The organism is Streptomyces sp. V4I2, assembly GCF_030817655.1.
GTDB lineage: Bacteria > Actinomycetota > Actinomycetes > Streptomycetales > Streptomycetaceae > Streptomyces > Streptomyces plumbiresistens.
The window spans coordinates 4447675-4467961 of record NZ_JAUSZM010000003.1 but is presented as its reverse complement, the minus strand read 5'-3'; the positions used below and the strand labels follow the sequence as shown (position 1 = coordinate 4467961).

Here is a 20287-nt window from a genome sequence, read left to right as displayed (position 1 = left end):
CGCGGCATGCGTATCTCTGGGGCGCATGTGAACCGGGGGGCATACGTGCAGCTACCTCCTCCGTTGATCACGGCCCCGGGCGCCGCCTCACTGACGATGAGCTACTGGGGGTAGCAACCAGATGACCAAGAAGACGCGCATCCGGATCGCGCGGGTCGCCGCCGGTGCCGTGATCGCCGCCGGCGCCTCGCTGACCGCAGCCGGTGCCGCATCCGCCGCGGAGACGGACGACTGCATCCTGGGTGTCCTGTGCGCCGACGAGTCGCCGACTCCGACGCCGCCGGTCCCGACCGACATTCCCACCGACATCCCGACGGACCTGCCGACGGACGTTCCTCCCACGGACGTCCCGACGGCCGACCCCACCGAGCCCACCGAGCCCACGGACGAGCCCACCGAGCCCACCGAGGACCCGACCGACCCGGGCAACGGGAACGGCAATGGGAACGGAAACGGCAACGGCAACGGCAACGGAAACGGCGGGGGCAACAGCAACACCGACCCCGACGGCGGTTCCGGCGACTCGGCCCAGCAGGAGGGCTCCTCGTCCCTCACCGACACCGGCACGGACACCCCGGCCGACACGTCGGCCCAGGGCAGCGGTGAGGAGCTCGCCGACACCGGTGCCGCGCAGACCACCTTCCTGGTGATCGGTGCCGCCACGATGATCGCCGGCGGCGTCGGCTTCCGCATCCTGCCGCGCCTCATGGGCGGCCGGGGTGGCGCGGCCGCCTGACGGTAGCCGTCTGCTTACGGACCGTACGCAGGCCGTACGGTGAAGGGCCCGGAGCGGGAAACCGCTCCGGGCCCTTCGTGCGTCCCGTATGTCCCGTACGCCTCGTACGTTCTCGGATCGCGTCCTACGCGGTCTGGTGCGCCAGGAGCGCGACCGCCGCGATCAATACAGCGAGCAATGTGATCAGTGCCATGGGGTTGAGACCCGCGAACAGGTTCTCCTGCTGCAGCCGCTCGCGGCTCGCGCGGCACACATGGCACCGGCCCTCGCTCACGGGCGCCGCGCAGTTCGCGCACACCAGCCGGTCGTACGTCATGCGCTCGCCCTCCTTGCACCGGTTCCATGGACACAACGCCTACGGGAACGCGAACGTTCCCCCTCCACTGTGCCAGGTTCCCCGGAATTCAGCGCGGGGTCCCATGGGGCCGAGGGAGGCACAAAGCGCACATCTGTCACGCAACCGCAACCGGTGCCTGCGCTCGCCTACCCGGTTCGCGTATGGTCACGCTCATCTACCCCCGGCGACCCGTGGTGCATCCGTGATCCGATTCGACAACGTATCCAAGGTCTACCCCAAGCAGACCCGCCCCGCACTCAGGGATGTCTCCCTGGAAGTGGAGAAGGGCGAGTTCGTGTTCCTCGTGGGGTCCTCGGGCTCCGGAAAGTCCACCTTCCTGCGGCTGGTCCTCCGCGAGGAGCGGTGCAGCCACGGTCAGGTGCACGTTCTGGGCAAGGACCTCGCGCGCCTCTCCAACTGGAAGGTGCCGCAGATGCGGCGCCAGTTGGGGACCGTGTTCCAGGACTTCCGGCTGCTGCCCAACAAGACGGTCGCCGAGAACGTGGCCTTCGCACAGGAGGTCATCGGCAAGTCGAAGGGCGAGATCCGCAAGTCCGTGCCGCAGGTGCTCGACCTCGTCGGGCTCGGCGGCAAGGAGGACCGGAGGCCCGGCGAGCTGTCCGGTGGTGAGCAGCAGCGCGTGGCGATCGCGCGCGCCTTCGTCAACCGGCCCAAGCTGCTCATCGCCGACGAGCCCACCGGCAACCTCGACCCGCAGACCTCCGTCGGCATCATGAAGCTGCTCGACCGGATCAACCGGACCGGGACGACCGTGGTGATGGCGACGCACGACCAGAACATCGTGGACCAGATGCGCAAGCGCGTCATCGAGCTGGAGAAGGGCCGCCTCGTCCGTGACCAGGCACGCGGCGTCTACGGCTACCAGCACTGACCGCCACGTCCACGGAAAGGCATAACCAGACGCCATGCGCGCCCAGTTCGTACTGTCCGAGATCGGTGTCGGTCTCCGCCGCAACCTGACGATGACCTTCGCGGTGATCGTCTCCGTCGCCCTGTCACTCGCCCTGTTCGGCGGGTCGCTCCTGATGAGCGACCAGGTCAACACCATGAAGGGCTACTGGTACGACAAGGTCAACGTCTCGGTCTTCCTCTGCAACAAGAGCGACGCCGAGTCCGACCCGAACTGCGCCAAGGGCGCGGTCACCGAGGACCAGAAGAAGGCCATCCTCGCCGACCTGGACAAGATGACGTCCGTCGTGCAGAAGGTGACCTACGAGTCGCAGGACGCGGCCTACAAGCACTACAAGGAGCAGTTCGGCGACTCCCCGCTGGCCAGCTCCCTCACGCCGGACCAGATGCAGGAGTCGTACCGGATCAAGCTGAAGGACCCGGAGAAGTACCAGGTCATCGCCACCGCCTTCGACGGCCGGGACGGCGTGCAGTCGGTGCAGGACCAGAAGGGGATCCTCGACAACCTCTTCGGGCTGCTGAACGGCATGAACTGGGCCGCGCGCGCGGTGATGGCGCTGATGCTGGTCGTCGCGCTGATGCTGATCGTCAACACGGTGCGTGTCTCGGCGTTCAGCCGGCGGCGCGAGACCGGGATCATGCGCCTGGTCGGTGCCTCGGGCTTCTACATCCAGGCGCCGTTCATCATGGAGGCCGCGGTCGCCGGACTCATCGGCGGCACGGTCGCGTGCGGGTTCCTGGTGATCGCGAGGTACTTCCTCATCGACCACGGCCTCGCCCTCTCCGAGAAGCTGAACCTGATCAACTTCATCGGCTGGGACGCCGTCCTGACGAAGCTGCCGCTCATCCTGGCGACGAGTCTCTTGATGCCCGCGCTTGCCGCGTTCTTCGCGTTGCGCAAGTACCTGAAGGTGTGACGCATGCCAAGAGGGCCGTACGGTCAACCGGCCGTGCGGCCCTTCGCGTTGTCCTAGACTCACCCGCATGTCAGGCCGAGACCTGTTCTGCCAGCCCCGCCGCATCCGCCGCGGGGCCGCCCTGACATTGGTCTTCACGAGCGTCCTCGTCGCCGGCGCCGCGACCGGATCCTTCCCGGAGGCCGACGGCCGCGACCGGAAATCCTCCTCCGACCCGACGATCTCGGCCGCCTCGGCGAGCCGCCACGAGGACGTGGCGAAGGCCGCCGAGGAGGCCATGGCCGACGGCCAGTCCCCCGTGGAGGCCGCGGAACGCGCGGTCAGCCGCAGCGGGGACCGCTGGGGCGCCGTCTACTCCGAGGGCGAGTACGAGGAGTTCGAGGAGGCCCTTGACGGCCGGTACACCGGCGTCGGCCTGTGGGCGCGGAGCGACCGGGACGGCCGTATCGAGGTGACCCGGGTGGCCTCCGGATCGCCCGCGGCCGCCGCCGGGATCCACAAGGGCGACCGGCTGCGCAGCGTCGACGGCGCGAAGGTCGACGGACGGCCCGTCACCGAGGTCGTCTCCTTACTACGTGGCGACGCCAAGGACGCGGCCGCCGGTACGACCGTCCGCCTCGGCCTGGAACGCGGCACGCGCGCGTGGGACGTCACTCTGCGCCGGGCCCGCCTCTCCACGGACGACGTGACCGAACGCACACTGGCCGGCGGCATCACCGTCATCAGGATCGCCGCCTTCACCAAGGGCGTCGGCGAGCGGGTCCGCACCGCCGTACGGCAGGCACCGGCCGGCGCCGGCATCGTCCTCGACCTGCGCGGCAACTCCGGCGGCCTGGTCGCCGAGGCCGTCACCGCCGCCTCCGCCTTCCTCGACGGCGGCCTCGTCGCCACCTACGACGTCGACGGCGAGCAGCGCGCCCTGCACGCCGAGGCCGGCGGCGACACCACCAGACCCCTGGTCGCGCTGGTCGACGGCGGCACGATGAGCGCGGCCGAGCTGCTCACCGGCGCCCTGCAGGACCGCGGCCGCGCGGTCGTCGTGGGCTCCCGCACCTTCGGCAAGGGCTCGGTCCAGATGCCGAGCCGGCTGCCCGACGGGTCCGTCGCCGAGCTGACCGTCGGGCACTACCGCACCCCGTCCGGCCGCGGCGTGGACGGCGCCGGCATCACGCCGGACCTGGAGGCGGACCGGCAGGTGCTGGAGCGCGCGGAGACGGTGCTGAGCGGTCTGGGGCGGTAGCCGTTAATCGGCTTCCCGCAGACCCCCTTCGTAGTGCGAAAATGGCGGGACTATGAGCAAGGGAATGTACGTACCGAAGGAATCCCAGCCCAAGCAGGGCTCGGGGGCCGTGAAGGCCAAGGACGGCAAGCGCAAGATCGTCGCCCAGAACAAGAAGGCACGGCACGACTACGCGATCGTCGACGTCTACGAGGCAGGGCTGGTGCTCAGCGGCACCGAGGTGAAGTCGCTGCGCCAGGGCCGGGCCTCGCTGACCGACGGCTTCGTCCAGATCGACGGGAACGAGGCGTGGCTGCACAACGCCCACATCCCGGAGTACAGCCAGGGCACCTGGACCAACCACTCCGTGCGCCGCAAGCGCAAGCTGCTCCTGCACCGTGAGGAGATCGACAAGCTGGAGTCCAAGGCCCAGGAGACGGGTCACACGATCGTGCCCCTCGCCCTGTACTTCAAGGACGGCCGGGCGAAGGCCGAGATCGCCCTCGCGCGAGGCAAGAAGGAGTACGACAAGCGCCAGACGCTGCGGGAGAAGCAGGACCGGCGGGAGTCGGACCGCGCGATCGCGGCGGCGAAGCGGAAGCAGCGGGCCCAGTAGGAGCGGGGCCGCAGGGCGAGACCGCCGGGAATACGGTGGCATCGTCCCGCGTTGGTCACGTACGATGGCAACTGCACCCCACAGCGGGTGCGCGCTCCTCTCCGGTCTCCGGAGAGGGTTGAACGGTTTTTAATTAAACACAGCAACATGGGGATGATCGGTTTCGACAGCGGCTGTCGAAGCAGGGGAAGCGTGTCGAGGAAGCGGCAATGATCTCGTTAACCATATGTCGCAACCAATAATCGCCAATTCCAAGAGCGATTCCCGCGCCTTCGCCCTCGCTGCCTAATAAGCAGTGAGTGAAGGCCCTTACGGGTGTCAGACCGGGGATGTTCCCGACCCGGACCCTGGCATAATCTAGGGAACTAAACCATCGAGCCCGGTCACGGGGTTCGATGGGAAATCAAACAGTGACTGGGCCCGTCGGCGACTTGTTCGCGTGATCGCCGGGGCCGAGAAAATCGCAGCGAACTGCACACGGAGAAGCCCTGATTCTGCACCGTTGGACGCGGGTTCGATTCCCGCCATCTCCACTCGCCCGCGCCTGAGCGGGTACCCCATGTGGGCACAGGCCCCGTCGCTTCCGAGCGGCGGGGCCTGTGTCATGCCGCGTGCATGCGGGCCCCACGCGTACCCCGCCCATTGTGGTGTGCCACCCCATATCGACGGGTCGTTCAGGCTTCTACGGTCCCTCCCCATGACCCAGACCAGAGCCGCAAGCCGAAACCGCCTCACCGTCCTCGCGACCCTCCTGGTCGCCCTCCTCGCCGCCTTCCTCACCCCGGGCCGAGCCGAGGCCGCCTCCCTCCAGGAGGTCACCGGGTTCGGGACCAACCCCGGTGCCCTGCGCATGTTCCGGTACGTCCCCGACGGGCTGCCCGCCGGCCGGCCCGTCGTCGTCGCGCTGCACGGGTGCACGCAGAACGCCTCCGGCTACGGCACCGGCAGCGGCTGGCTCCAGCTCGCCGACCGCTGGGGCTTCTCCGTCGTGCTGCCGCAGCAGCAGGCCGCCAACAACGCGTCGAGCTGCTTCGACTGGTTCCAGAGCGGGGACATGCAGCGCGGGCAGGGTGAGGCCGCGTCGATCGCCCAGATGGTCGACCGGCAGCTCGCCGACGTCACCGGCGACGCCTCGCGCGTCTACGTCACCGGACTGTCCGCCGGGGGCGGCATGACCGCCGTGATGATGGCGGCGTACCCGGAGAAGTTCGCCGGCGGCGGGATCGTCGCCGGGCTGCCGTACGGGTGCGCGCAGGCCGCCGGGTCGCCGTACGTCTGCATGTACGTCGGAGCCACCCAGACCCCGCAGCAGTGGGGCGACCGGGTGCGGGCCGCGCGGCCCGGGTACACCGGGCCCTGGCCCACGCTGATCGCCTTCCAGGGCACGGCCGACTACACCGTGAAGCCCGTCAACATGACAGACCTGACGAAGCAGTGGACCAACGTCCATGGGGCGGACCAGACCGCCGACGTCAGTGACACCGTGGCCGGGTATCCCCACCAGGTCTTCCGGGACGCGCGTGGGAAGGCCGTCGTGGAGACCTACAGCGTCACCGGGATGGGGCACGGGCAGCCCGTCGACCCGGGCAGCGGCAGCGAGCAGTGCGGGACCGCAGGGGCGTACGTCCTCGACGTGAACCTGTGTGCCGCCCACCGGCTCGGACGGGCCTGGGGGCTCGGCTGAAGCAGGCGCAGGCGCCGCGCGTCAGGCGTTGCGCGGCGCCGTGCTCGCCCGTTCCGTCAGCCGCGGCGCCAGCAGCGTCGCCTCCGGTACCTCCGTGCCGTCGAGCTTCCGCATCAGCAGCTCCACCGCCCGGGTGCCGATGTCGGCGGACGGCAGGGCGACGGAGGTCACCGGGACCCGGACGGACTCGGCGAGTTCGTCCGGGCAGATGGCGGTGACGGACAGGTCGCCGGGCACGCGCAGCCCGAGCTGCTCGAAGGCGTCGATCAGGGGCTCCAGCAAGGGCTCGTTGTGGACGACGACCCCCGTCAGCGCGGGCTGTTCGCGCAGCAGTCGCTCGGCGACCTTGCGGGCGGCGCCGGACGCGGCCTCGCAGGGGTGGACGGAGGAGGCGAGCCCGTGCCGGTCGGCGGCGGCGGTGAAGCCCTGGACCACGCGCTGGGCGAACGCGGTCTGCCGGACGTACACCTCCGGCGGCGACCCGACCAGGGCCACCGCCCGGTGCCCGAGCCCGGCCAGATGCTCCACGCACACCTCGCCGGCCGCCTTGAAGTCGAGGTCGATGCAGGTCAGGCCCTCGGAGGAGGCCGGGAAGCCGATCATCACCGAGGGCCGCTCCAGCACCCGCAGCAGCGGCAGACGCGGGTCCTGGAGCTGGACGTCCATCAGGATCAGCGCGTCCACCAACGCCGTGTCGGCGACCCGGCGCAGGCCCTCCTCGCCCTCCTCCTGGGTGAGCAGCAGGACGTCATGGTCGTACCGCCGGGCCGTGGTGACGACCGACACCGCGAACTGCATGACCACCGGTATGTGGATGCCGGCGCGTAACGGCACCACCAGCGCCAGCACGTTCGACTTGCTGCTGGCCAGCGCCCGCGCGCCCGCGTGCGGCCGGTAGCCCAGCTCGCGGATGGCCTCCTCGACCCGGCGCTTCGTGTCGTCGGAGATGGGGCGCTTGCCGCTGAGCGCGTACGAGACCGTGCTCGGGGAGACCCCGGCCTGCCGCGCCACGTCCGTGATCTTCACCATCAGGCCCACTCCACGGTCAGGAAGCCGGTCCCGGCCCGCGCCCGCACCTCGCGCTCACCGACGGCCAGCCCCCAGGGCGCCACCGGATCACCGCAGGACGCCCGCAGCAGGTCCCCTTCGCGTACGACGGTGAAGGTCACGTCCCCGACCCGTACCGTCACCTGGTCGCCCCGCTCCAGGCCGTACGCCCGCAGCGTGACCCCGTCGGCGTGGTCGTAGTCGGGCCGGTCGGCCACCGCGCCCACCGGGATCACCGCGCCGGGCCGCACGAGGAGCGGCACGCTCGAGAACCCGTGGGTCTCGCGCACCCAGCGCGGCCCGGTCACCGTCTCGCCGGTCACGAAGTGGGTCCAGGTGCCCTCGGGGACGTAGTACGTCACCTCCCCCTCGTCGCTGAACACCGGCGCGACCAGCAGGTCCGGGCCGAGCATGTACTGCCGTTCCAGATGCGCGCACCCGGGGTCGTCCGGGAACTCCAGGACCATCGCCCGCATCACCGGCAGGCCCTCGGTGTGGGCGGTGCGCGCGGCCTCGTACAGGTACGGCATGAGCCGCAGCTTCAGCCGGGTGAAGTGCCGCAGCACGTCGACCGACTCCTCGTCGAACAGCCACGGGACCCGGTAGGAGGAGCTGCCGTGCAGGCGGCTGTGGGAGGACAGGAGGCCGAAGGCCAGCCAGCGCTTGAAGAGCGCGGGGGTGGGGGTGCCCTCGAAGCCGCCGATGTCGTGGCTCCAGAAGCCGAAGCCGGACAGCCCCAGGGACAGGCCTCCGCGCAGCGATTCCGCCATCGACTCGTACGTCGCCTCGCAGTCGCCGCCCCAGTGGACCGGGAACTTCTGGCTGCCGGTGGTTGCCGACCGGGCGAAGACGACCGCCTCCTCCTCGCCCCGGTGCTTGCGCAGGACGTCGAAGACCGTGCGGTTGTAGAGGTACGTGTAGTAGTTGTGCATCCGCTCCGGGTCGGAACCGTCGGACCAGGCCACGTCGAGGGGCACCCGCTCGCCGAAGTCGGTCTTGAAGCAGTCGACGCCCTGGGTGAGCAGCCCCTCCAGCTTGGCCGCGTACCACTCGCGGGCCGCCGGGCTGGTGAAGTCGACCAGCGCCATGCCGGGCTGCCACAGGTCCCACTGCCAGACGCTGCCGTCCGGCCGCTTCAGCAGATGCCCGAGCGCCTTGCCCTCCGCGAACAGCGGGGAGCGCTGGGCGATGTACGGGTTGATCCACGCGGACACCCGCAGGCCCCGCGCGTGCAGCCGCGCCAGCATCCCCTCCGGGTCCGGGAACACCCGCGGGTCCCACTGGAAGTCGCACCAGTTGAACTCCCGCATCCAGAAGCAGTCGAAGTGGAAGACGGACAGGGGGAGTTCGCGTTCTCGCATGCCTTCGATGAAGGAGGTGACGGTCTCCTCGTCGTAGGACGTGGTGAAGGAGGTCGACAGCCACAGGCCGAAGGACCAGGCGGGCGGGAGGGCCGGGCGGCCGGTGAGAGCGGTGTACTTGCGCAGGATGTCCTTCGGGGCCGGGCCGTGGATGACGTAGTACGTCAACTGTTGGGTCTCGGCGCTGAACTGCACCCGGGAGACGTTCTCCGAGCCGACCTCGAAGGCCACCTTGCCCGGGTGGTCGACGAAGACGCCGTAGCCGGCGTCCGTCAGATAGAAGGGCACGTTCTTGTAGGCCTGCTCGGTCGCCGTGCCGCCGTCGGCGTTCCAGATGTCGACGACCTGGCCGTTCTTCACCAGGGGGCCGAAGCGTTCACCGAGGCCGTAGACCGAGGTCCCGACACCGAGGTCGAGCTGCTCGCGCAGGTAGTGCCCGCCCGAGGCGTCCCGCATGATGCCCATGCCCTTGGTGGAGCTGGAGGTGAGGGTGCGGCCGTGGGCGAGGAAGTCGACCTGCCAGGGGCCGGTGCGGGCCACCCGGACCGACAGCGCGCCGGAGGTCAGGGTCGCGTGCTCGTCGTCGTACGACACCTGGGGCGGGACCTCCTGGCGCCCCACCTCGAACTCCGGTCCGCGCGGCTGCTCGCCGTTGAAGTGGGTGAAGGTGACGCCGATGACGTCCGGCATCGGCGCGTGGGCGCTGATCGTCACGACCGGTCCCTTCAGCAGGTCGCCGCGGTGGCGGATGGGCTGGGTCGGCGCGTGGATCTCCAGCGTGCCGTCCTGCGCGGTGACGTCGAGCACCTCGACCGGATAGGCCGCGGTGACGCCCTCGCGCAGCAGCCAGTAGCCGTCGGTGAACTTCATGTGGGGGGTTCCTTACTTCACGGCACCCGCGGCGATGCCGCGGGTGAGGGTTCGCTGGAAGACGAGGAAGAAGACGAGGGCGGGGAGCACGCCGAGGAGGGCGGCCGCGTTGGTCATCGTGGCGTCCATCAGGCGCTGGCCCTGGAGGACGCCGAGGGCCACCGACACGGTCTGGTTGTCGTTGGAGATCAGCATGACCAGGGGGAGCAGGAACTCGTTCCAGGTCCAGATGAAGAAGAAGACCAGCAGCACGCCGATGGTGGGCCGGCTGACGGGGACGACGATCCGCCACAGCACCTGCCACTTGTTCGCCCCGTCGATCCGGGCGGCCTCGATGATCTCGCGGGGGAACCGGCTCAGCACCGAGGACAGCAGGTATGTGCCGAAGGCCGCCTGGATCACCGTGAACACGATGATCACGCTCAGCCTGGTGTCGTAGAGGCCGGCCTCCTTGCTCAGGTAGTAGATCGGGTAGACCAGCGCCTCCTGCGGCAGCATGTTCGCGAGGACGAAGAAGGCGAGGACCCAGGTGCGGCCCTTGATGCGGCCGATGCCGATCGCGTAGGCGTTCAGCACCGAGAGGACCACGGCCAGCACGGCCACCGCCCCGCTGATCAGTACCGAGTTGACGAGCTTCTGGCCGAAGTCCACGCGCTCCCAGAAGTCCTTGATGCCGTCGAGGTAGAGGCCCTCGGGGAGGCTGAGGGGGCCGTTCTGGGCGTACTCGGTCGGGGACTTGACCGCGTTGACGGCGACGATCGCGAACGGGACGATCATGAACAGGGCCGCGATGCACAGGGCCACGAGAACCGGGTAGCGGCGGAGCGCGGTCGTCATGCGCGGGTCCCTTCCTCTTCGTCCTCGGCGCGGGTCTGGAGCTTCAGGCCGATCAGGGAGAGGGCGAGGATGATCACCGTGAGCACGGTGGAGATCGCGGCGCCGTAGCCGACCTGCGTCTTCTCGAAGAACGTGGTGAAGGAGAAGTAGGAGGGCACGTTGGTCGCGCCGCCCGGGCCGCCCTTCGTGAGGACGTACACCGCGCCGAACACCTTGAGCGCGGCGATCGAGCACCAGGTGAGGACGACGTAGGTCTCCGGGCGGATCTGTGGCAGCGTGATGTGCCAGAAGCGGCGCCACCAGCCGGCGCCGTCCAGCTCGGCCGCCTCGTACAGCTGGGGGTCGACGCGTTGCAGGCCCGCCATGAAGACGACCAGCGGGAATCCGATCTGGACCCAGACCATCACGCCCATGACGCTGTAGAGCGCGAGGTCGGGATCGCCGAGCCAGTCCCGCTGCCAGGACGACAGGCCGACGGCCGCGAGGAGTTCGTTGAGGGTGCCGTTCTCGGGCGCGAGGATCCAGCTCCAGACGATTCCCGCGACCGCGATCGGCAGCACCTGGGGGAGGTAGAAGCAGGCGCGGAGGACGGCCGCGACCCTGCTGCCGAAGTGCTTGCCGACGTAGTCGAACAGCGCGGCGGCCAGGACCAGCCCGATCGCCGTCGGTACGGCGGCCATCGCGACGACCATGAACAGGCTGTGCCGGAAGGACGCCCAGAACTCGGAGTCGTCCAGGAGCTCGCGATAGTTGGCGAGCCCCGTCCAGTCGGGCGAGCCCACGCCCTCCCAGTCGGTGAAACTCACGCCCGTGTTCATCAGGAACGGGACGACGATGACCGTGAGGAAGGCGAGGACGCCGGGGAGCAGGAACAGGGCGTACGAGTCGCGGGGGCGGCGGCGCGGGTTCCCGGTGGGGTCGTGCTTGCCGGTCACCCGCCCGCCGCGTTCGACGGTGACCGTCATCGCTTCGGCGCGTCCTTGTCGTACGCCTCCTGCAGTGCGTCCAGGTAGTCGTCCGGTTTCGCGCTGCCCGTCATCAGCTTCTGCGTCTCGGAGACGAGGACGTCGTAGAACCCGGAGACCGGCCAGTCGGGGTAGAAGGCCAGGCCGTCGCGCTCGGAGAGGGTGTTGAAGTTGTCGATGAGCGTCTTGGACTTCGGGTCGGTGATGGCGCTCGCGTCCGCCGCGACCGGGACGCCGCCCTTGTTGCCGAGCAGGTTCTGGATCTTCTTCGACATGGTGATGTCGATGAAGTCGTAGGCGAGCTCCTTGTTCTTCGCGCCTTTGGGGACCACCCACAGGTTGCCGCCGGAACCGAGGGTGAGGTTCGATTCGGGCCACAGGAAGGTGCCCCAGTCGAACGTCGCCTCGTCCTGGAAGCGGCCGTACCACCAGCTGCCGGAGAACAGGATCGGCGACTTGCCCTGGAGGAAGGAGACCCCGGCGTCCTCCGCCTTCGCGCTGGTGGAGTCCTTGCTGATGTAGCCCTTCTGCACCCAGTCGGCGAAGGTCTCGGCCCCGTACGTCCAGGCGGCGTCGTGGAAGTCGACCTTGCCCTTGTACAGCTCGTAGGCGTCGACCCAGGCGCGGTCGGCCTTCGACAGGGCCAGCTGGTAGAGGTACTGGTGGGCGGGGTACTCGGCGCCCGCGTTGGCCAGCGGGGTGACCTTGTTATCGGCGTTCTCGACGAACGTGTCCATGGCGGCGGTCAGTTCGTCGAACGTCTTCGGCTCGGGGATCTTGTACTTGGCGAACAGGTCCTTGTTGTAGAAGACCATCGTGTACTCGGCGTAGTTGGGCACGCCGTACCACTTGCCGGAGCCCATGACGCCCTCGGCGTCGTAGACGCTGGTGGTGCGCACACCGGCGCCGATCTTCTTGTCCCAGCCGCGCTCGGTGGCCTCGGCGCTGAGATCGGTGAGCAGGCCCTGCTGGGAGAGGTGGCCGGCCGTCGCGTTGCCCTTGTTGTACTCCATGAGGTCGGGCGCCTCGGAGGAGTTGAGGATCATCGGGGCGGTCTTCTGCATCTGGTCGAAGCCCTTCGCCTCGAACTCCACCTTCACGTCCGGGTGCTTGGCCTCGAACTCCTTGATGGCCTCGGTCCAGGCCTGGCCCATCGCGCTGTTCGGGGCCTCGTAGTGCCACAGCTTCAAGGTCTTGCCGTCGGCGGAGCCGCCGTCCGAGCCGCCGCAGGCGGTCAGGAGCAGGGCTCCGCTCAGAGCCGCCGCGGCCAGGGCCGTCACTCGCCTTCGTGCCGTCAACATCCAGTGCCTCCAGGGAGGTCGGAGTCGGATGGGTCCCGGGCGTCACGCAAGGTTCGTCGAACGGTTCGATGCGTGACGTCGAAGCGCTTCGACGGAGGAAGGTATGTGGCGGCTGTGAAGGCGTCAATGGGTTGCACGGGAACCGTTGAAGCGATTCGACCAGCCGTCCGCGTCAGACGTCGTCGGCGGGGCGGGCGAGCGTGATCAGCAGGGCCACCGCGGCCGCCGTGACCGGGACCCCGAACCCCGCCGTGGCCGAGGCGTGCTCCGCCAGCCAGCCGCCGAGGGCGCTGCCGGCGGCTATCCCGCCGAGCAGACCGGTCACCGCGAGGGTCATGCCCTCGTTGACACGGCCCTCAGGGGTGCGTTCCTGGACCAGCGTCATGCCGGTGACCATCGTCGGGGCCGTCGCCATCCCGGCGACCAGCAGCGCGCCCGCCAGGACGAGGAGAGAGCCCGTGAGGGTGACGGCGAGCAGCGGCAGCGTCAGCAGGGCGGTCATGGCGGCGATGCACCACGGGTAGCGGCTCGCCGCGGACCCGGCCGGCCGCACCGCCCCGTACAGCAGGCCCGCCGCGCACGAACCGGCCGCCTGGAGGCCGAGGACCGCGCCCGCCGCCGAGGGATGCCCCCGCGCGTCCGCGTAGGCGATCGTGACGACCTCCATCGCCCCGAACACCACGCCCATGGCCAGACACACGGCGAGCAGCGGCGGCATACCGGCGGCGCGGAACAGGATCGTGGCCCTCGCCGGGGACCGCTCCGCGACCGGCGGCTCGGTGGAGCGCTGTGCGGCGAACAGCAGCATGCCGGTCACCAGCAGCACCACGCCCACCAGCGTGCCCGCCTCCGGGAAGAACGTCCCGCACAGGAAGGCCGCGAGCACCGGGCCCAGCATGAAACACAGCTCGTCCACGGACTGCTCGAAGGAGTTCGCGGTGTGCAGGGCGTCCGGCTCGGTCTTCAGCAGGTGGGCCCAGCGGGCACGGGACATGCCGCCGAGGTTGGGGGTCGTGGCGGTGGCTGCGTAGGAGGCGAAGAGGGTCCAGGCGGGGGCGTCGTGCCGTACGCACAGCAGCAGCGCGAGCGAGCCGAGGGCCGCGAGCAGCGTCGCGGGTACGGCGATCCGCGCCTGCCCGTACCGGTCGACGAGCCGCGCGGTCCACGGGGCGACCACCGCGGTCGCCGCGAGGCCCGTCGCGGTGACCGCGCCGGCCAGGGCGTACGAGTCCCGGGTACCGGCGATCATGACGACCGCGCTCACGCTGAACATGCCCATGGGCAGGCGGGCCAGCAGGTTGCCGGCGGTGAAGGCGCGGGCGCCGGGGACGGTGAAGAGACGGCGGTAGGGGCCGGGTTCCCCGGTCGTACGGGGGTTGAGGTCGACGGCGACGAGGGTGTCGGCGGTGACCGTGTACAACGGGGGCCTTCTCGGGGTCGGTTGCGGCATGCGGCCACCGTGGCCCGTACCGGATCACGGGGTCCAACACCTTCTCCGTACCGATTCACGCACTCCTGTTGTGAATACTCCGTACCCATGCGCGCACCCGCGTTGTAGGTTCCCCGGATGCCCGCCTCCGGCCACCACCTCGACCCCCGTCTCCTGCGCGCCTTCCTCGCCGTCGCCGAGGAGCTGCACTTCACGCGGGCCGCGGCCCGGCTCTACGTCGCCCAGCAGGCGCTCAGCCGGGACGTACGGCGGCTGGAGCGGGACCTGGGGGCCGAGCTGTTCGTACGGTCCACCCGGCAGGTGACGCTGACGGCCGACGGCGAGCGGCTGCTGCCGTACGCGCGCCGTGCGCTCCAGGCACAGGACGAGCTGCTCGCCGCCTTCGGGCAGGCCCGGCCGCTGCTGGTGGACCTGAACTCGCCGGGCCTGGCCACCGGCCGGCGCGTCCTGCACCGGGCCCGGGAACTCGCCCCCGAGCTGGAGCTGATGGCCCGCTACGAGAGCGGTCTGACCTACGCCGCGGGGGAGTTGCTCGCGGGCCGCCTCGACGCCTCCTTCGGGCGGTTCGCCGGCCTCGACCCGGCGCTGCGGTCGGGCCTCGACCACCAGCCCGTGCGCTACGAGCCCATGGCGGTCGTCCTGCCCGAGGACCACCCGCTGGCGGCACTGGAGGCGGTGCCGCTCGCCGCGCTCGCCGGGGAGTGCGTGTACGCGGGCGCGGGCAACCCGCGTACGCCGGAGTGGACGGACCTCGCGCGCCGGCTGTTCGCGGGGCGCGGTATCGAGGTCGCGTCGCCCGCTCCGCTGGCCGTCGGGGACGAGGAGTTCCAGCGGATCATGGCGAAGACGCGGAACCCGATCCTCGTCGTAGTGGATTTTCCGGCCATGCCCGCGACGGTCAGGCGTCCCTTGGTCGACCCCGTGCCGCTGTCACCGGTGTCGCTGGTGTGGCGAAAGGGGCTGGTGCACCCGGGATTTGACGCACTGCGCCGGGCCGCGCTCGAACTCTCGGTCGAGGAGGAGTGGCTGCGGCGGCCCGCCGGGGGATGGGTTCCAGCCAGTGACGTGAACCTGATGGGTGTCCACAATTGAGCGCCCTGCACACACACAACCTCCTTGTGCGCTACATTCGTACCCTGAGCACAGTGTGATAAGGGGGGCGCTCGGACCGGGTGGGGGCTCGGTTCGGCCGACGGGTGCTTGGGTCGCGCGCGCACCCGGAACTGTCCCTGGGGGGATGTGCGTGCACGTGAAGAAGTGGCCGGAAGACGCCCAACCGGAATGGCCTGAGGTCGCAGCGACCGAGGTCCATTCGGCTACCAGGGGCGGCACCCAGGCGTTCCCGGAGACCAACGGAGCCAGAATCCCGAGACAAAGCGGAACCTCGGGCGAGGGCGACCGGGCCCCTGCCGACGCCGACGGCACCGCGATATCCCGCAGAGCCGGCCGGGCCTTCCCGGACACCGGCCGGACCGCCGAGACCGACGCCCTCCCGCTCGCCGCCGAGCTGCCGGGCCGCCCGGAGGCAGTCGCCCGGACCGCCGCCGACCGTGACCCGTGGGACGAGACCGGCACGTCCGGTTCCGGCCACGACCCGGACGACCACGACCCCACGCACGACCCGCACGAGGTGACGGTCCAACTCGACGGCATAGGCCAGCAGTTGGAGGACCTCCTCGTACGCCAGGCCAAGGGCGGCGGGCCCGTCGCCGGTCCGGCCGCCGGCCCGGAAGGCTCCGACGGCCCGGTGTTCGTCGACGAGTCGGGCCGCCGCAGCCGCCGCTACCGCCGGATCGGCATCGCCGTCGGCCTGGCCTGCGCGGTCTACGCCGTCGTCATCGTCGCCACGCTGCTGTCCGGCAACTCCAACGCGCCCTGGCTGCCCGTACCGGGCCAGCAGGACGGCCAGCCAGCCGGCCAGGTCGACAGCACGCCGCTGCCCACCGAGTCGGCGTCGCCCTCCGGTACGCCCGGCGGCCTCCCGAATCCCACCCCGACGGCCGGCACCGGCACGGCCCCGGTCCCGAGCGCCGGCGCCACCGCGCCCGGCGCCGGCGTCAGCCCCGGGGCGGGCACGTCCGCCGACCCCTCGCCGAGCCGCACGGCAACCGCCCCGGGCCCGGGCACCGGGTCGACCCCGCCGAACGCGACACCGACGACGGACCCGCCGGTCACCAGTGAGCCGCCCGACCCGACACCGACGGACACCGGACCCACGGCCACCCCGACCGAGACCACAGGAGTCGGCGACCCCGGCACCGGCACGGTGGCCGACGGCCCCAGCGACCCGACCCCGATCGTCATGGATCCGGACGGCACGGGGGCGGCGCCCTCGCCGTCGCCGGAGCCAGTCCTCTGAAGGGGCCGCGCCTAGAGGTTCTCCGCGAGAGGACCTCTAGGCGCATCGCGTGTCCCGGCGCGCGCGCCGGTCGTGTCCACCTCCTGCCGATGCACTTCCTCCCGATGCACATCAACCTGATGGCATCCCCGTCCCCGGAGCACTACCTCTGATGGCAACCCGCACCCGCCGTCGGCAGGCCGCGCCAGGAGCCCCCGACAGCTCCAGGCGTCGCCGCCTGTCCTTGCGCCTCCTGCTGCCCCTGCTCGTCCTCGTCGCCCTGATGGCGATGCTGATGCTGCGCGGCTACGTCCACAGCGAGATCCTCGCCGACCATCGCGTCCAGCCCGGGGCCTCCGCGGACAAGGTGCCGGAGAAGATCATCGACGGCGGCCCGGTGATCGACACCCGCAGCGGCCGCACCACCAGCCTGAAGGTGCCCGACCACCGCCTGGTCCTCACCTTCGACGACGGCCCCGACCCGACCTGGACCCCCAAGGTCCTGGACATCCTCAAGAAGCACCACGCGCATGCGGTCTTCTTCGTCACCGGCACGATGACCTCGCGCTACCCGGAGCTGGTCCAGCGCATGGTGGACGAGGGCCACGAGGTCGGCCTGCACACCTTCAACCACCCCGACCTGTCCTTCCAGTCGAAGAAGCGCATCGACTGGGAGCTGTCCCAGAACCAGCTCGCGATCAGCGGCGCGGCCGGCATCCGCACCTCGCTGTTCCGGCCGCCGTACTCCTCCTTCTCCGATGCCATGGACAACAAGTCCTGGCCGGTCACCGAGTACATCGGCACTCGCGGCTACATCACCGTCGTCAACAACACCGACAGCGAGGACTGGCGCAAGCCCGGCGTCCAGGAGATCCTCCGCCGCGCCACCCCGCACGGCGGCAAGGGCGCGATCGTGCTGATGCACGACTCCGGCGGCGACCGCCATCAGACCGTGCAGGCGCTCGACACACTCCTGCCCCGGATGCAGAAACAGGGCTACGAGTTCGACAACCTCACCGAGGCCCTCGACGCGCCCAGCGCACACACCCAGGTCACCGGCATCGACCGGTGGAAGGGCAAGGCGTGGATCTTCCTCGTCCAGGCCTCCGAGAACATCACCGGCGTCCTGGTGGCCGGTCTCGCGATCATCGGCTCCCTGGTCATCGGCCGCTTCGTCCTCATGCTCGTCCTCTCCGCCGCCCACGCCCGCCGGGTGCGCCGCCGCGGCTTCAGCTGGGGGCCGCCGGTCACCGAACCGGTGTCGGTGCTGGTCCCGGCGTACAACGAGGCCAAGTGCATCGAGAACACGGTCCGTTCCCTGATGGCGAGCGAGCACCCGGTAGAGGTCATCGTCATCGACGACGGCTCGAGTGATGGCACGGCACGGATCGTCGAGGCGATGGGCCTGCCGAACGTGAGGGTGGTCCGCCAGCTCAACGCGGGCAAGCCGGCCGCGCTCAACCGCGGTCTGGCGAACGCCCGGTACAACATCGTCGTGATGATGGACGGCGACACGGTCTTCGAGCCGTCCACGGTCCGCGAACTGATCCAGCCCTTCGGTGACCCCCGGGTCGGCGCCGTGGCCGGCAACGCCAAGGTCGGCAACCGCGACTCCCTCATCGGCGCCTGGCAGCACATCGAGTACGTGATGGGCTTCAATCTGGACCGCCGTATGTACGACATCCTGCGCTGCATGCCGACGATCCCGGGCGCGGTCGGGGCGTTCCGGCGGTCTGCTCTGGAGCGCGTCGGCGGCATGAGTGACGACACGCTCGCCGAGGACACGGACATCACGATGGCCATGCACCGGGACGGCTGGCGCGTGGTGTACGCGGAGAAGGCGAGGGCCTGGACGGAGGCCCCCGAGACGGTCCAGCAGTTGTGGTCCCAGCGCTACCGCTGGTCCTACGGCACCATGCAGGCCATCTGGAAGCACCGCGGGGCCCTGGTGGAACGAGGCCCGTCGGGCCGCTTCGGCCGCGTGGGCCTGCCGCTGGTGTCGCTGTTCATGGTGCTGGCACCGCTACTCGCGCCTTTGATCGACGTATTCCTGCTGTACGGCGTCGTGTTCGGCCCGACCGAGAAGACGATCGTGGCCTGGCTGGGCGTCCTGGCGATCCAGTTGACCTGCGCCGCGTACGCCTTCCGCCTGGACCGCGAACGCATGACCCACCTCATCTCGCTGCCCCTGCAGCAGATCCTCTACCGCCAACTCATGTACGTCGTGCTGCTCCAGTCCTGGATCACGGCTCTCACCGGAGGCCGCCTGCGCTGGCAGAAACTGCGCCGCACCGGCGTCGTCGAGGCCCCCGGCGGCCCGGTGCCGCGCCGGCAGATACCCGGCCGCGATGATCGGAGGCCCGTGGGATGACACACGGACACATGCAGTCGTCGTACGGCGTCCCGCAGCAGCGGACGCCGGAGCCCGCCCCTTCTGCTCCGCCCGCGCCGAAGAAGCCGGGCCGGGACCGCTACCTTGACCTTCTCCGCTCGATAGCCCTGGTCCGAGTGGTCGTCTACCACCTGTTCGGCTGGGCATGGCTGACGGTCCTGTTCCCCTCCATGGGTGTGATGTTCGCGCTGGCGGGCTCGCTGATGGCGCGTTCGTTGAAGCGGCCGGCGTGGGGCGTGATCAGGGGCCGTGTCCGCCGACTGCTGCCACCTCTGTGGGCGTTCAGCGCGGTGGCACTCGTGCTGATGTTCGCGGGCGGCTGGAGCGTGACGAAGGACCCCGACCACGGCGGCACCTGGGGCCTGGTCGAGATGATCAACTATGTCATCCCGCTCGGCGCCCCGCCGTTCCCCTGGCACATCGGGGACAAGGCGGGCCTCCTGGAGGACAGCTGGGCGGTCCAGGCGGTGGGCCCGCTGTGGTACCTGCGGGCGTACCTGTGGTTCGTGGTGGCGTCCCCCCTGCTGCTGTGGGCGTTCCGCCGGGTGCCGTGGGCGACGCTGTTCTTCCCCCTCGCCCTGACGGCGGTCGTCGGCACGGGCCTCGTGAACATCCCCGGCGAAACGGGCAACGCGGTCTCGGACTTCGCGGTCTACGGCGGCTGCTGGGTCCTCGGCTTCGCCCACCACGAGGGCGTACTGAAACAGATCCCGAGGTATGTGGCGGTCTCCTGCTCGGTGCTGCTGATGGCCTTCGGCTTGTGGTGGGCGTCGGGACATCTGGGCCCCGACGGCTGGGACCTGAACGACATCCCGCTGGCCCAGGCGACCTGGTCCTTCGGTTTCGTGGTGATCCTGCTCCAGTACTCGCCGTCGTGGCAGGACCTGCCGGGGAAGCTGGCCCGCTGGGACAAGCTGGTGACCCTGTCCAACAACCGCGCGGTCACGATCTACCTGTGGCACAACATGCTGATCATGGCGACGGTGCCGATCATCGACCTGCTGTACGGCCTGCCGTTCATGGAGAGCGGGCGGGCGACGGCCGTGCTCGACTCGACGTACATGATCTGGATGTTCGTCCTGGTCTGGCCGCTGATCGGCCTCGCGATCCTCGGTGTGGGCTGGATCGAGGACCTCGCGGCCAAGCGGAGTCCTCGGCTGTGGCCGAACGGGGCGAAGCGTGGGGGGTCCCGGCGGCGGGGGTGACCGAGCGGGACGCTCCGGCGGGGCCGTAGCGGCAAGCACCGGTGACCGGCGTTCCGGCCTGCCCGTGTTCGCTCACATATGA

Annotated in this window: 17 protein-coding genes and 1 other RNA gene; 11 read left to right on the top strand and 7 right to left on the bottom strand. The window is 70.0% G+C overall.

Annotated features, from left to right (window positions below; genetic code table 11):
* Positions 1–121 precede the first annotated feature (121 nt).
* Positions 122–736 (top strand): LPXTG cell wall anchor domain-containing protein, encoded by a 615-nt coding sequence (locus QFZ76_RS21095; protein WP_307675203.1) that lies wholly within the window; start codon positions 122–124, stop codon positions 734–736.
* A gap of 124 nt (positions 737–860) precedes the next feature.
* Here the strand turns inward: QFZ76_RS21095 and QFZ76_RS21090 are convergent, their stop codons facing one another.
* A complete protein-coding gene (locus QFZ76_RS21090; RefSeq protein WP_266438800.1) occupies positions 861–1052 on the bottom strand; it encodes a hypothetical protein in 192 nt (63 codons plus the stop codon).
* 223 nt (positions 1053–1275) lie between these two features.
* Here QFZ76_RS21090 and ftsE point away from each other — a divergent pair, with 223 nt between their 5' ends.
* From ftsE to QFZ76_RS21060, 6 genes are all read left to right on the top strand, one after another.
* Positions 1276–1965, top strand: a complete 690-nt coding sequence (gene ftsE, locus QFZ76_RS21085) for a cell division ATP-binding protein FtsE (protein WP_307675202.1) — start codon at positions 1276–1278, stop codon at positions 1963–1965.
* Between the two features lie 34 nt (positions 1966–1999).
* Complete coding sequence (gene ftsX / locus QFZ76_RS21080) at positions 2000–2920, top strand: permease-like cell division protein FtsX (RefSeq protein WP_307675201.1); 921 nt, start codon at positions 2000–2002, stop codon at positions 2918–2920.
* A gap of 67 nt (positions 2921–2987) precedes the next feature.
* The gene (locus QFZ76_RS21075; protein ID WP_307675200.1) at positions 2988–4160 is read left to right on the top strand and encodes a S41 family peptidase; all 1173 of its coding nucleotides are present in this window, start codon (positions 2988–2990) and stop codon (positions 4158–4160) included.
* 52 nt (positions 4161–4212) lie between these two features.
* A complete protein-coding gene (gene smpB, locus QFZ76_RS21070; RefSeq protein WP_266438811.1) occupies positions 4213–4755 on the top strand; it encodes an SsrA-binding protein SmpB in 543 nt (180 codons plus the stop codon).
* Between the two features lie 149 nt (positions 4756–4904).
* Positions 4905–5291: a transfer-messenger RNA gene (gene ssrA, locus QFZ76_RS21065) on the top strand.
* 161 nt (positions 5292–5452) lie between these two features.
* Entirely contained in the window at positions 5453–6439 is a 987-nt protein-coding gene (locus QFZ76_RS21060; RefSeq protein ID WP_307675199.1) for a PHB depolymerase family esterase, read from the top strand.
* 21 nt (positions 6440–6460) lie between these two features.
* Here the strand turns inward: QFZ76_RS21060 and QFZ76_RS21055 are convergent, their stop codons facing one another.
* The 6 genes from QFZ76_RS21055 to QFZ76_RS21030 form a co-directional block, all read right to left on the bottom strand.
* Positions 6461–7468 (bottom strand): LacI family DNA-binding transcriptional regulator, encoded by a 1008-nt coding sequence (locus QFZ76_RS21055; RefSeq protein ID WP_307675198.1) that lies wholly within the window; start codon positions 7466–7468, stop codon positions 6461–6463.
* Positions 7468–9717 carry an alpha-xylosidase gene (gene yicI / locus QFZ76_RS21050; RefSeq protein WP_307675197.1) on the bottom strand — a complete coding sequence of 750 codons (2250 nt, stop codon included), beginning with the start codon at positions 9715–9717 and terminating at the stop codon, positions 7468–7470. Before yicI ends, QFZ76_RS21055 begins: the two co-directional genes overlap by 1 nt.
* Positions 9718–9729: 12 nt before the next feature.
* A complete protein-coding gene (locus tag QFZ76_RS21045; protein ID WP_307675196.1) occupies positions 9730–10554 on the bottom strand; it encodes a carbohydrate ABC transporter permease in 825 nt (274 codons plus the stop codon).
* Positions 10551–11519: a carbohydrate ABC transporter permease gene (locus tag QFZ76_RS21040; protein WP_307675195.1), complete on the bottom strand. Its 969-nt coding sequence runs from the start codon at positions 11517–11519 to the stop codon at positions 10551–10553. Before QFZ76_RS21040 ends, QFZ76_RS21045 begins: the two co-directional genes overlap by 4 nt.
* Positions 11516–12820, bottom strand: coding sequence for an ABC transporter substrate-binding protein (locus QFZ76_RS21035; RefSeq protein ID WP_307675194.1), 1305 nt, complete (start codon positions 12818–12820; stop codon positions 11516–11518). Before QFZ76_RS21035 ends, QFZ76_RS21040 begins: the two co-directional genes overlap by 4 nt.
* 172 nt (positions 12821–12992) lie before the next feature.
* Positions 12993–14270 (bottom strand): MFS transporter, encoded by a 1278-nt coding sequence (locus QFZ76_RS21030; RefSeq protein WP_307675193.1) that lies wholly within the window; start codon positions 14268–14270, stop codon positions 12993–12995.
* Positions 14271–14387: 117 nt separating this feature from the next.
* Between QFZ76_RS21030 and QFZ76_RS21025 the strand changes: the two genes are divergently transcribed.
* The 4 genes from QFZ76_RS21025 (at position 14388) to QFZ76_RS21010 (ending at position 20205) form a co-directional block, all read left to right on the top strand.
* Positions 14388–15362 carry a LysR family transcriptional regulator gene (locus QFZ76_RS21025; RefSeq protein WP_307675192.1) on the top strand — a complete coding sequence of 325 codons (975 nt, stop codon included), beginning with the start codon at positions 14388–14390 and terminating at the stop codon, positions 15360–15362.
* Positions 15363–15519: 157 nt separating this feature from the next.
* Positions 15520–16629 carry a hypothetical protein gene (locus QFZ76_RS21020; protein ID WP_307675191.1) on the top strand — a complete coding sequence of 370 codons (1110 nt, stop codon included), beginning with the start codon at positions 15520–15522 and terminating at the stop codon, positions 16627–16629.
* A gap of 151 nt (positions 16630–16780) precedes the next feature.
* Positions 16781–18979 carry a glycosyltransferase gene (locus QFZ76_RS21015; RefSeq protein WP_307675190.1) on the top strand — a complete coding sequence of 733 codons (2199 nt, stop codon included), beginning with the start codon at positions 16781–16783 and terminating at the stop codon, positions 18977–18979.
* Positions 18976–20205: an acyltransferase gene (locus tag QFZ76_RS21010; protein WP_307675189.1), complete on the top strand. Its 1230-nt coding sequence runs from the start codon at positions 18976–18978 to the stop codon at positions 20203–20205. Before QFZ76_RS21015 ends, QFZ76_RS21010 begins: the two co-directional genes overlap by 4 nt.
* Positions 20206–20287 lie beyond the last annotated feature (82 nt).

Excerpts from the sequence above, each read along its gene's own strand:
- QFZ76_RS21095 (WP_307675203.1), top strand. The coding sequence starts at position 122 with ATGACCAAGAAGACGCGCATCCGGATCGCGCGGGTCGCCGCCGGTGCC.
- QFZ76_RS21090 (WP_266438800.1), bottom strand. The coding sequence starts at position 1,052 with ATGACGTACGACCGGCTGGTGTGCGCGAACTGCGCGGCGCCCGTGAGC.
- ftsX (WP_307675201.1), top strand. The coding sequence starts at position 2,000 with ATGCGCGCCCAGTTCGTACTGTCCGAGATCGGTGTCGGTCTCCGCCGC.
- QFZ76_RS21075 (WP_307675200.1), top strand. The coding sequence starts at position 2,988 with ATGTCAGGCCGAGACCTGTTCTGCCAGCCCCGCCGCATCCGCCGCGGG.
- smpB (WP_266438811.1), top strand. The coding sequence starts at position 4,213 with ATGAGCAAGGGAATGTACGTACCGAAGGAATCCCAGCCCAAGCAGGGC.
- QFZ76_RS21060 (WP_307675199.1), top strand. The coding sequence starts at position 5,453 with ATGACCCAGACCAGAGCCGCAAGCCGAAACCGCCTCACCGTCCTCGCG.
- QFZ76_RS21055 (WP_307675198.1), bottom strand. The coding sequence starts at position 7,468 with ATGGTGAAGATCACGGACGTGGCGCGGCAGGCCGGGGTCTCCCCGAGC.
- yicI (WP_307675197.1), bottom strand. The coding sequence starts at position 9,717 with ATGAAGTTCACCGACGGCTACTGGCTGCTGCGCGAGGGCGTCACCGCG.
- QFZ76_RS21045 (WP_307675196.1), bottom strand. The coding sequence starts at position 10,554 with ATGACGACCGCGCTCCGCCGCTACCCGGTTCTCGTGGCCCTGTGCATC.
- QFZ76_RS21040 (WP_307675195.1), bottom strand. The coding sequence starts at position 11,519 with ATGACGGTCACCGTCGAACGCGGCGGGCGGGTGACCGGCAAGCACGAC.
- QFZ76_RS21035 (WP_307675194.1), bottom strand. The coding sequence starts at position 12,820 with ATGTTGACGGCACGAAGGCGAGTGACGGCCCTGGCCGCGGCGGCTCTG.
- QFZ76_RS21030 (WP_307675193.1), bottom strand. The coding sequence starts at position 14,270 with ATGCCGCAACCGACCCCGAGAAGGCCCCCGTTGTACACGGTCACCGCC.
- QFZ76_RS21025 (WP_307675192.1), top strand. The coding sequence starts at position 14,388 with ATGCCCGCCTCCGGCCACCACCTCGACCCCCGTCTCCTGCGCGCCTTC.
- QFZ76_RS21015 (WP_307675190.1), top strand. The coding sequence starts at position 16,781 with ATGGCAACCCGCACCCGCCGTCGGCAGGCCGCGCCAGGAGCCCCCGAC.
- QFZ76_RS21010 (WP_307675189.1), top strand. The coding sequence starts at position 18,976 with ATGACACACGGACACATGCAGTCGTCGTACGGCGTCCCGCAGCAGCGG.